Consider the following 11,680-nt stretch of genomic DNA (forward strand, 5'->3'; position numbering starts at 1 on the left):
AAACAAATTACATAACGAGGCTTCCCTCGCTGTCAATCTCCCAAAAAGGATTGTAGGCTACCTCGAACACATAGCCGTCCAAATCTTTGAAATAGCCGCTGTAACCGCCCCAAAACACTTTCTGTGCAGGCTTCACAACGGTTGCTCCGAGCCGTTCGGCTTCCTGCATCACGGTATCGACTTCTTCCTCCGATGTGGCATTATAGCTGATTGTCATACCCGAAAAGGATGCCTGCTGATAATTTAGCGTTGTGTCTTTTTCCAATTCTTGCAGTGGATATAATCCTAAAACTATCCCACCCAAAGGAAACAATGCGTAGGCTTCTTGACTTTGTTGCGATTTCTTCCAGCCTAAGCCCTCGTAGAAAGCCAAGGCCTTTTGGAAGTCTTTTACTCCCAATGTGATTAAAGTGAATTTCTGTCTCATAAGTTGTGCATTATTGAAATTGAATCCGCCACAAAGTTACTTATTCATAGCAAGAAAGAAGAATGAAACGGCCAGAAAATCATCTACTTCAGAAACTCTATCCCCGATAATTCTCTTGCAGTAATCTGTTGATATCTGAGAGTCGATAGAGTATTTTCCCTGCGATTTGGGTGTAGGGAATAATGCCTCTGTCCCGATAGTCCTGCAAAGTGCGAGGACTAACGAAAAGGTGTTCGCAGACCTCCCGCCCCGTAAGGTATATTTCTCCCCCGAAGAGCGGACAGTGCGTTTGGGCTATCTCCCGAATACGTTTACTTACTTCCTTAATGCCCGAAATGAGTTCTTTCATCTCGGGTGTTTCTTTGTTAATCGTTTCGTATTCCATAGTCGTGGTTATTTGCGGTTGGACTTGGCGAGGAGTGCTTCCACATCCTCACGTTTGTAATAGCACTTGTGTCCGATTTGGATAAAGGGCAGCACGGACGTATCCCGATAGTGCTGGAGCGTTCGCTTGCTGATGTTCAGTATTCGGCACACGTCCCCGTTGTGTAACAGGTCGGGGAGTTCGGGCTTCATTCCGAAGTGTTCTCGCATACAAAGAGCCAGCTCTTCAATGCTCTTTTTCAGTTCCTCCCACGCGGAGGTGTCGATGGCGGTAAATCTCATATCAATATCGTTTTTAATTGTCGTTTTTCTCTTTTCGGTGCAAATGTATGCGAGCGAAATCCTTGTTCCAAGAACCGATGAAATCAAGGGAAACAGCAGGAAATCGCAGGCAAATGTACAAGCACAAACCGCCTGTTTCACCCCCTTTTCTCTAAGTGTGTACTTGTGGCTTCGATATGATGTGAAATGTCCACACGACACAACGGGAAAAAGATACCGAGCGACCGTAAGATTGCTCGGTATCTTTTCTTTGATTACTCGGCATCTTTTGGGGGTTCTCTCGCCAATGATAATTCTCGCTTGCATATCCCTCGAAGAAAAAGGGTGCAGGTATTAGCAATCCGATGAAGTCGTTTACAGAGCCTTTCTCCTCTCTGTTCTTTGCTTTTTGAGCCTTTTCGTTCTGTTTTCTCCCATTTTTACTACTCATTTTCGGAGCATTTCTCTGTACCTCGAAGCAACAGACACACCAGCCTTGGGACTCTGTGTTCGCCTCTGTAACTTGGTTTCAGCATCCGTTTTCGGATGAAAGTTCAAAACCAAGCAAACAGAAGAAGTACGAACAATGAAAAGAAACAAGCAAACGAGAAATGCCATAGATACTTTCTTCTTTCACTGTGAAAGGGTATATACGGTGAAAGGAAAAAAGCAGGGAATGGCTTTTTGTTTTGCGTGCGACAAGGTGCGTCCTCCGTGATCCGACAGCCTTTCCCTTTCACCGTTTATAACTCAAATCCCATTTATTCAATAACCACTTATGAAACCAAGATATTACGATTTACAACATATCAAAGAGATACCGATAGGCGACTACCTGCACGCCTGTGGTATTGAACCTGCCAAACGGTACAACGGCTATGCTCTTTATCACGCACCTTACCGAGAAGACCACAATGCCAGCCTGAAAGTGGACTTTCGGCAAAACCTGTGGCATGATTACGGCACAAACCAAGGTGGAAGCATCATCGACCTTGTGATGCGAATGCAAGGATGCAGTGCCTATAAAGCAATGGCGCATCTTGCCGAAAGAAAAGCGACACCTTTCACTTCCTTTTCCTTTCATCGTGAAGCTCACATAGGGCAGAGAAGGGATGAACAGCAACCCAATAATACAAGGCGTATCCTCTCCATCAGCGAAACGTTGCCCCTGCATCTGCAAAGCTATCTCCGAGAGGTACGCGGGATAGACCTTGCCGTGGCAAGTCCTTATCTCCGTCATATTCGTTACGAAGTGGGAGGACGAGAGTACTCTGCCATCGGCTTCCCAAATCGCGCAGGAGGGTATGAGCTTCGGGGCGACAAGACATTCAAGGGAACGATTGCCCCAAAGGATATATCCGTGATTGCAGGAAGAGCGAGCAACGCTCCTCTCTGTATCTTCGAGGGCTTTGTGGACTTCCTTTCCCTTCTCACGATGAAAGGGGAAGAAACCATTTCGCCTTCCATCGTTCTGAACTCCGTGAGCAATATCCATAGAGCCGTTGCCTATCTCCACGAGAACGGCATCGACTCCGTTCGGGCATTCCTCGACAACGATGAAGCAGGACGAAAAGCCCTCCAATCTCTTCGCTCAGCAGGCATCAAGGTAGAAGATATGAGCCGACACTATGCCCGATACAAAGACCTCAACGAGTACCACGTTGCCCAAAGAACAGGGCAAAAACAGGTGATACCATCTCGTAAACGAGGACTTGGACGATAAGGCAAAAGAGAGCAAATAACATTATTCCATCATCAGGTATCCAAAGATTCAGGAAATAAAATGTATGCGAATAAACGGCTTTGTTTCGATAGCTACGGCAGTTCCTCAGAACCGCAAGTTTGCAGAGCCAACTTAGAAACAAAGCCTCCGTGCATTCAGAGAATGCAAGCTCCTCAAGGGCGAACTTCGGACGAGACGAAATGGTCATTTCAAGAAATGCCATAGCTCATTAGGGCATTTTCTTCACGCTGCACTCCGTTACCGCTAAAAATACCCTCCTGAGCCAAGGGACTTCGCCCCTTTGGATACCCCTTAAAACAAACTTCAAACAATGGGCTACGCCGTACTACATATAGACAAGGCGAGGAGCAACGACTCGGGAAATACCGCTCATATAGCGCGGACATATACCCCGAGTAACGTCGATCCTTCTCGCACACGCCTGAACAGGGAATTGGTGCAATTCCCTGCAAATGTGACCAACCGTAGCGAAGCGATAGAACATCGTATCGCCACGGCAGGTATCTACCGAAAGGTTGCAAAGAACCAAGTCAAAGCCTTGCGCTTTATCCTGTCGAGTTCTCCTGAGGATATGGCTCGTATAGAGCAGGAAGGACTCCTGTACGAGTGGTGTGATGAATCGATGGATTGGCTTCGCTCCACTTTTGGAGCAGACAATGTGGTCGCTGCCACGCTACATGCAGACGAGGATACTCCCCATATTCACGCCACGGTCGTTCCGATTGTCACGGGCGAAAGAAGGAAAGCCAAAGAGGAAGCCGAGAACGGAAAACGGAAGTACAAGACGAAGAAGAACAAGGTACGGCTTTGTGCCGATGATGTGCTTACGCCCAAGAAACTGGAGCAGTATCAGACGGACTATGCCAAGCGAGTGCAACGGTTCGGATTGGAACGGGGCGTGCACGGCTCGGAAGCCAAGCACCGGACCACGATGGAGTATTACAAGGAAATTCTCAAATCCACGAAAGAGAAGGAAACTCAAAAGGCGGAACTCACAGCCAAGATAAAGGAGCTGGAGAAGCAGGCAGGCAAGCTACGTATGAAAGGAACGCTATATTCTATCTTTGGCAACTCCGAACTTGACAAAGCAGAGAAGCGTATTGCAGACTTGGAGCAGGAAGCCGAACGGCAACGGTATCTTTCTCAAAAGGAGAAGAATGAAATCCGAAAGGAAGTCGTTCTCTTGCAGGACACAATCAAGGGAAGGGACAGAGTCATTGCCGAATTGAAAGAAACCGTGCAGGTTTATGAGGAAGAGCGGAATTGGATAAAACGCTTCTTCAGTGGCTTCTACCAACTCTTGAATATCCGTCTGATGCTCCGAAAGATGGGTTTCTCTGATGACAGAATAGCGGAGATGTATCGCACGGAGACGCCCCTGCGAGGCACGGCTAAAGCCTATTCGGGATTATACAAGAGAGAGTTTACGGAAGAGGACAGCGAAATCCGTATCATCAAGGACGAGAAGAAACGACCTCTTTTGACCATCAACGGGCTTCCCATTACCGATTGGTGCGAACAGAAATGGAAACAGCTAATCAATCGCAACCGCTCGCAACGACTGTAATTGCTTTTTTCTTTCACCGACAAGAAGAAAAACAAGAAAAGACGCTCACATACCCTCATAAATGCTTACCTTTACAAGCAAATAAATGTAAACTACGCATTTTAAGCAATTCTGTACTTATTGATTATGGCAATGCGAGTAAGTCTTAAGGAATTAATCCAAAGTTCAATTGTTTTGCAGTATCATCTACCTCATGATATTGCAGATAAGCACATTTCATGCTCATGTATTTCAACAGAAAAAGATTATTGTTTACATCAAAATGGGACCAATATTGATATAGCAAACATAATCTATAATGGAATAGTTGAGTATGCTTATAGTGATAATGAAATAGATTTAACTCAGCTTGACAAGCTCCAAATAAGAGCATTGTTAAGCAAACTAAAATTTGACCCAAGTGCTTCAGAAAGTATTCAGCTGGGGTATGGTTTTCAAGGCGAAGTTATGCTTCATCTTCTCCTTAGTCATTTTTTTCATGCAGAAAAGGCACTTGCTAGAGGATATTTATACTCTGCTTTAGAAAATGCTGAGACTAAAGGTTATGATTCATATTTGATGGTAGAAGACAATCAAACAATATTTCTACTTTTTGGAGAAGCAAAATTTTACTTGGATGGATATAAAAAGTCGTTAGACTCTATATTTGATAATATTAACAAAACTCTTTCTGATTCTTACTTCAATCGGAATTTTATTGCGATGGAAAACCACTATGAACATATTGAGCCGAAGAGTAGAATTCGACAAATTATTGATCAATGGCGAGCTGACCCATTGATAAATATGGCAAAAGAAGCCAGTCGACACAATATGCACCTTGTATATCCGATGCTAGTTATCTTTGATGATAAAATGACTGTATACGATGATCTCATAATGGGTATAATATCATATATTCAAACCAAATATAGTGCTGTGCAACCTACACTAACAATCCCATATACAATCTTTTTCTTGTTTTTTCATGTGGATAATAGTCGTATTATTAAGACACAAGTTTTGCAATGGATAAATCAAAAGCAGCAGCTGATGCCGTAAAGCTTATTAACCAAGCTAAGGAAGATTCAAATTTGCAGCCTTTAATGATTAAGGCTGTTTGTTCTTTTTTCGACATTATGAAAGGAAAAGAGTTATCTCAGGCGGATAGACTCTTCTTGCATTATCTTGCTAACCAAGCAGGTCTCCCCCAGTATTATTATCCGATGCTGAATGTTGGAGAATACGTTGATGAAGAGGTTACTTTGCAGACCTTTTCAAATTATATCAATGAAAGCAGCTTGATAGTTGGCGAAGGTGTCATGTTGCATCGCTACCAGAAAGAACTCTTGGAAAGATTCAAGAGAGGGCAGAGAAATCGTATTTTTCTGAGTGCTTCAACATCTTTCGGAAAAACATTCTTGATATACGAGATTGTAAGGAAGATGGAATATACTAATGTTGCATTTATTTTCCCCACCCTTTCTCTCCTTTCTGAGAACTTGTTTAAGATTCATTTATCGCCTGAATATAAGTGGGTAAAGGATAACTATGTGATTCATACACTCAGTGATAAAGAGGAAATAAGCGGACGGAATCTTTTTATTTTTACTCCAGAACGATTCTTGTCTTTTTTGGATAAGAACAAAGAAATTCAATTGGATTTTGTATTTGTAGATGAGATATATAAGCTTGATAATGGTTTTATCATAGACGAGGTGTCTCAAGAGAATGAGCGAGATGTGGCGTACAGGATAGCTTTGCACGAATTGCTAAAGACCCCGCATGTTGATTCTTTACTTACAGGTCCATATATAGCACTTCCGACCAAAGATAAAAAAGATGCACAATTCTCATTTAAAACTTTCCTTGACTATTATGATTTTGCTATTGTCAACTACAATCACTACGAAATAGTGAATAAGGTGGAGGTCTTTGCAGAAACAGCATCAACCATTGAGATTGATAACACGTTTCACTTGACATTTACAAATAAGACTAAGAGTGCTCGCATTGTCCAACTTGTTACACAACTTTTGAATCGAGGAGAAAATGCTATAGTCTATTGCAGTACAAAAGCTTCGACGGAAAAATATGCTAAAATTTTAATTAGTAAAAATAATTACATCAAAGATGTTGATTCCGAAAAAGTAATCAGGCTTACAAACCATATAGATAGTTTATTTGCGAATGGGAGGGGAGCACAATGGATTGTTTCAAAAGCATTAAAAAAAGGAATTGGTATACACCACGGTTCAGTTCCAAAGTATATACAGCAGGAAATTATTTCACTGTTTAATCAGAATATTTTAAAGATCCTAATATGTACTACTACTATCACAGAGGGGGTAAATACCACAGCTAAAAACGTGATAGTGCTTTCTGGAAAAAAAGGAACGAAAGACTTAAAAAAGTTTGATGCACAGAACATAGAGGGGCGAGCTGGTAGATTTATGCAGCATTATCAAGGGCGGGTCTTTATTCTAGATAAAAATTTTGCGGATCGAATGAACGAAGAGGACGAATTGTTGCAACATAAATTTTTTGACAAGAATATTGATAAAAAAGATGTGGATATTGTTCTATCAGATTCCAATTATCTCACAATCGAGCAAGAAAATAGGAAAAAGCAGTTAGAGGCTATCAAAGAAAGTGGAATAATGCCTAAAGCATGTTTTGAGGAGTTTAGAACAATATCATATGATGACAAGATTTATTTGTACAATACAATTGCTCGCTTTTCAACAACAGATCATGAAAAGATAACAGAGTTAATAAGACGTTACGTTGGCCAAAGGAAGTCTTATCTTCCAGGTCTTGAACTTATATGTCAAACTATCCGTCCAATTATCAAAAATGACAATTTACGTTTTTATGTAGAGAACGGAAATGATCAGTCTGGTAACTGTTATCTTGTTGGTATGATTTCTGCTTTTATTTCTAAAGGATTTTCAGGCTCGGTAAATTATCATATTAGAAAAGAAGGGGATGTGGATAAGGGAGTTAGAAAGGCTGCTAATTTTGTTTTTAATATGCTCCGTTACCAAGTAGTAAAATATTTCGGTTTATTTAATTTGCTCTACAAACAATTTGAATCAACTCGCAAGGGTGTAAATGTTGATGAAGTTAATGGCATTGAAGCGTTATTACTCAGGCTTGAATATAGTGCAGATACAAGATTAGGAAGACAGGTTAGTGACATTGGTGCATCTTTTAATGTGGTGAAATACTATGATGTAAAAGAGAATAATCCAGATGATCGCGAGCTTATTGGAAAATATTATAACCAGCTGGATGATTATGAGAAATACAATGTCGCAAGAATAGATCAGATATTATAACATTTGATAGGAGGTTTGAAGATATATGATGGATATAATCTCAACTTTAGAAAGCTCAATAAGAGTCGGAATGAATTATTAGTTCAGATCATATATAAGGAAGGATACTTTATACCAAAACATTGAGGTCTCAATATAATGAATCAAAAGAGTTCTCTCTTTTTGGCGAAATTTTGTATATTTGCGACCGAAATGGTGAGCGTTCTTTGGCTATTCAAAACAATGTACCTCAAAGCACTCCGCTCATTTCTAAATCGTTACCTGTCCGTATCACCCCAAACGGTAACCTCTTACTTCTCAGCCAGATAGCCCGAAACTTAAAAAATGACTCGGAAAATTTATTTTCCTGGTGAGGAATTTTCTGCTGCGTTGCGGGCCTTTTCCTCTTTCTTCAGCAGCCCTTCCCGCCACCAGCATTGGAATACGGGGACGACAAACATGGTCATCGACTGGATCAGCATGCCGCCGAAAGTCGGGATTGCCATCGGAACCATAATATCGGCTCCCTTTCCGGTCGAGGTGAGGACGGGGAGCAGGGCGATCAGGGTGGTCGCGGTTGTCATGGCTGCGGGACGTACACGTTTGAGTCCTGCTGTCACGACGGCTTCACGTATGGCGTGCCTGGTCTGCGGGTCCTTTTCCAGGAAGACGTGATGGATGTAAGTTCCCATCAGCACACCGTCGTCTGTCGCCACTCCGAAAAGGGCGATGAAGCCGACCCATACGGCTACGCTCAGGTTAATGGTATGCATCTGGAACAGGTCCCGCATATTGACTCCCGCCAGCGAAAAGTTCATGAACCAGTCCTGACCGTACAGCCAGAGCAGGATAAAGCCGCCGGCAAAAGCCACGAATACACCGGAGAAATGAATCAACGAGGCCGTAAGGGTCTTGAACTGGAAATACAGAACCAGGAGGACGATCAGCAGGGCCAGGGGAACGACGATCATCAGCCGGGCGGTGGCACGTTCCTGTTGTTCGTAGTTTCCGGCAAACTTGTAGGAAACGCCTTTTGTTAGTTTCAACTCTCCGTTTTGTATCTTTCCTTCGATCACTTTTGTCGCTTCTTTTACAACATCCACTTCCGCTTTTCCCTGTTTCTTGTCGAAGATCACGTAGCCGACCAGGAAGGTGTTCTCACTCTGGATCATCTGGGCGCCTCGGGCATATTCGATATCGGCGAGTTCTTTCAATGGGATCTGGGCGCCGGTGGCTGTCGGAACCAGGAGCATGGACAATGCTTCCGGATTATCACGCAGTTCGCGGGCATAGCGGAGGCGCACGGGGAAACGCTCGCAGCCTTCGATCGTCTTCGTCAGGATCATGCCGCCGACGGCTGCACTTAGTATCTCCTGTAAATCTTCGACGTTCACTCCGTACCGGGCCATGTTATCCCGGTTCAGCTTAATCTCCAGATAAGGTGCTCCGACCGCCCGGTCATAGAATACGGACGAAGGGATCACGGAAGGAACGTCTTTGAGCGCCTGTTCGATCGCCTTTCCGCTCTGCTCGATCGTTTCCAGATCCGGCCCGTATATCTTCAATCCCATCGGAGCGCGCATACCGGTCGAGAGCATGACAAGGCGTGCCTCTATCGGTTGCAGTTTCGGGGCGGATGTGAGTCCGGGCAGGTGGGTGACGTTGACAATTTGCTGCCAGATATCGTCGGTGTTCTTGATTTCGGGACGCCATTGCCGGAAATAGTCTCCTTTGCGGTCCGGTATCAGGCTATCTGCCGGAATCAGGCGGAAGCCGTCTGCCGGATTGTAAGTGCCTCCGTTTCTCAGGAGATATTCTCCTTTCCGGTTCACTTTGAAACGTTCCCGCTTTCCGTCTTCGTTCAGGATATATTCGGGACGATAGTTGATCGTATTCTCGAACATCTGGGCGGGAGCCGGATCGAGTGCCGAGTTTACCCGTCCCCATTTGCCGATTGCCGTTTCCACTTCGGGGATGGCTGCCAGGCGTTTGTCCAGCGCTTCGATATAATTCAGGTTTTGCTCGATTCCTGTATGGGGCATGCTGGTCGGCATCAACAGGAATGAACCTTCGTTGAGGCTGGGCATGAACTCTTGCCCGATCCGTTTCCAGATCAGGATGCCGCATAGGATAGTCGCGATCGGTAGCAGCATGAACTTCCACCGGTTATTCAGACACCAGCGAAGGATACGTTCGTAGTAGATCACCAGTAACCAGAGCAGTGCAAGAATGATGGCGATACATCCTGTTACGAAAAGAAGATTGACGATAATGCCTTTCTGGGGGCCCATCGGCAACCATTCTTCTGCCAAGAAGTAGGTGGCGACGACAAGTGCGATACCGATATTGATATAGTTACTTATTCCGGGTTTCTTCCAACGGTGAGCAAGCAGGTTGTTAAGTCCGACGGCTGTAAGTCCGAGTGCCGGAATATTACTGTACAGGACAGACAAGAGGACACCTGCTGCAATCAGTATGTAGTTGAGCACTTTCCGTATCCGCTTTGAGTCGATCCGTACCGAAAACAATATATAGGATAAGGTCGGCAGCAAGATCAATCCCAATACGAAAGCAGAGGCCAGCGCATAGGTTTTCGTGTAGGCGAGGGGAGAGAACATTTTTCCTTCTTGTGCCTCCATTGCAAAAACGGGCAGGAAACTGACGATAGTCGTGATCATCGCCGTGGCAATGGTCCCCGACACTTCACTGACCGCCTTATAAATAAGGTTTACCATCGCTTTCCCTTTGCGGATGCCTCTGTTTTCCGGCATCTCCATATACCGGATGATGCTTTCGACAAACACGACGCCGACGTCCACCATCACGCCGATAGGGAGCATGCTGGCTATCACGACGGATGCCCGGAGGTTGAGGACCAGCACGATGATAACGATGATACAGATCAGTATTTCGTGGGATAAAGATGTTTCGAGCGTGCCGATTGTCTCTTTGATCAAGCCTGTCCGGTCGTAAAAAGGTACGACGGTGATTTTGGAGACAGTCCCGTCGGGCAAGGTTTTCTGGGGAAGTCCGGGCGCCATCTCCTTGATTTTGTCTTTTATATTATTAATGACTTCCAAAGGGTTGGAACCATATCGGGCGATCACGACACCGCCGACTGCTTCGACACCTTCTTTATCCAGCCCGCCGCGCCGCGTACCTGGACCGATATTTACAAACGCTACATCGGAGATGCGTACCGGCACACCGTCACGACGGCTTTTTCCAGGTCGGATACATCTTTGATGTAGCCCAGGCCGCGGATCAGATATTCGACCTTATTGATCTCCATTGTCTCGGCGCCGATATCGAGATCGCTTTTCTTGATCGCCCCCATAATATCCATAACGGAAACATTAAAGGTGCGCATGGCATCCGGATTCAGCTCGATCTGGTACTCTTTTACAAAACCTCCGGCTGATGCCACTTCCGACATTCCTTCGGCGGTCGAAAGGCTGTATTTGACATAGTAGTCCTGTATGGTACGCAGCTCTTCCGCATTCCATCCTCCTGTCGGTTTTCCGGTTGCCGGATCGCGTCCTTCCAACGTGTACCAGTAGATTTGTCCTAAAGCGGTTGCATCCGGACCCAACACTGGTTGTACGCCTTCGGGCAGCGTGCCGGGGGGAAGGGAGTTGAGCTTTTCGAGAATCCGCGAACGGCTCCAGTAGAATTCTATATTATCATCAAAAATAATATAGATGAAGGACATGCCGAACATGGAAGAGCTACGGATCGATTTGACTCCGGGAATCCCCAATAGGGAAGTGGTTAGCGGATAGGTGATCTGATCCTGGATATCTTTGGGCGAACGTCCCATCCATTCGGTCGCTACGATCTGTTGATTATCGCCGATGTCGGGAATCGCGTCTACCGGAATCGGATTGCGGGGAATGATCCCTCCGTGCCAGTTAAATGGAGAAGTCGAGATGCCCCATACGACTACCAGCACTAAGATCAAAAAAAAACGATAAACATGTTCAAAATACTTATATCGA

General features: G+C 44.7%; 7 protein-coding genes and 1 pseudogene. 4 read left to right on the plus strand and 4 right to left on the minus strand.

Going from position 1 to position 11,680, the window contains the following annotated elements:
• Positions 1 to 7: 7 nt before the first annotated feature.
• The 3 genes from NQ542_RS03625 to NQ542_RS03635 all read right to left on the minus strand — a co-directional run bounded on the left by NQ542_RS03625 (position 8) and on the right by NQ542_RS03635 (position 1,093).
• Entirely contained in the window at positions 8 to 427 is a 420-nt protein-coding gene (locus NQ542_RS03625; RefSeq protein WP_005639189.1) for a VOC family protein, read from the minus strand.
• A 97-nt stretch (positions 428 to 524) separates the two neighbouring features.
• Entirely contained in the window at positions 525 to 812 is a 288-nt protein-coding gene (locus tag NQ542_RS03630; RefSeq protein ID WP_005639191.1) for a helix-turn-helix domain-containing protein, read from the minus strand.
• A gap of 8 nt (positions 813 to 820) precedes the next feature.
• The gene (locus NQ542_RS03635) at positions 821 to 1,093 is read right to left on the minus strand and encodes a helix-turn-helix domain-containing protein (protein ID WP_005649992.1); all 273 of its coding nucleotides are present in this window, start codon (positions 1,091 to 1,093) and stop codon (positions 821 to 823) included.
• Between the two features lie 757 nt (positions 1,094 to 1,850).
• Here NQ542_RS03635 and NQ542_RS03640 point away from each other — a divergent pair.
• The 4 genes from NQ542_RS03640 to NQ542_RS03655 all read left to right on the plus strand — a co-directional run bounded on the left by NQ542_RS03640 (position 1,851) and on the right by NQ542_RS03655 (position 7,703).
• Entirely contained in the window at positions 1,851 to 2,795 is a 945-nt protein-coding gene (locus NQ542_RS03640) for a toprim domain-containing protein (protein ID WP_005639199.1), read from the plus strand.
• A gap of 331 nt (positions 2,796 to 3,126) precedes the next feature.
• A complete protein-coding gene (gene mobV / locus NQ542_RS03645; RefSeq protein ID WP_005639201.1) occupies positions 3,127 to 4,383 on the plus strand; it encodes a MobV family relaxase in 1,257 nt (418 codons plus the stop codon).
• 126 nt (positions 4,384 to 4,509) lie between these two features.
• Positions 4,510 to 5,424, plus strand: coding sequence for a HamA C-terminal domain-containing protein (locus NQ542_RS03650; protein ID WP_005639204.1), 915 nt, complete (start codon positions 4,510 to 4,512; stop codon positions 5,422 to 5,424).
• On the plus strand, positions 5,391 to 7,703 hold the full coding sequence (locus NQ542_RS03655) for a helicase-related protein (protein ID WP_005649988.1): 2,313 nt from the start codon (positions 5,391 to 5,393) through the stop codon (positions 7,701 to 7,703). The genes NQ542_RS03650 and NQ542_RS03655 overlap by 34 nt, the downstream gene beginning before the upstream one ends.
• Before the next feature lie 338 nt (positions 7,704 to 8,041).
• Here the strand turns inward: NQ542_RS03655 and NQ542_RS03660 are convergent.
• Positions 8,042 to 11,643: pseudogene (locus tag NQ542_RS03660) on the minus strand (efflux RND transporter permease subunit).
• Between the last annotated feature and the right edge of the window lie 37 nt (positions 11,644 to 11,680).

Source organism: Parabacteroides merdae ATCC 43184 (assembly GCF_025151215.1).
Taxonomy (GTDB): domain Bacteria; phylum Bacteroidota; class Bacteroidia; order Bacteroidales; family Tannerellaceae; genus Parabacteroides; species Parabacteroides merdae.

Bases quoted from the DNA above. Each gene is read 5' to 3' on its own strand.
- NQ542_RS03625 (WP_005639189.1), bottom strand. From the start codon at position 427: ATGAGACAGAAATTCACTTTAATCACATTGGGAGTAAAAGACTTCCAA.
- NQ542_RS03630 (WP_005639191.1), bottom strand. From the start codon at position 812: ATGGAATACGAAACGATTAACAAAGAAACACCCGAGATGAAAGAACTC.
- NQ542_RS03635 (WP_005649992.1), bottom strand. From the start codon at position 1,093: ATGAGATTTACCGCCATCGACACCTCCGCGTGGGAGGAACTGAAAAAG.
- NQ542_RS03640 (WP_005639199.1), top strand. From the start codon at position 1,851: ATGAAACCAAGATATTACGATTTACAACATATCAAAGAGATACCGATA.
- mobV (WP_005639201.1), top strand. From the start codon at position 3,127: ATGGGCTACGCCGTACTACATATAGACAAGGCGAGGAGCAACGACTCG.
- NQ542_RS03650 (WP_005639204.1), top strand. From the start codon at position 4,510: ATGGCAATGCGAGTAAGTCTTAAGGAATTAATCCAAAGTTCAATTGTT.
- NQ542_RS03655 (WP_005649988.1), top strand. From the start codon at position 5,391: ATGGATAAATCAAAAGCAGCAGCTGATGCCGTAAAGCTTATTAACCAA.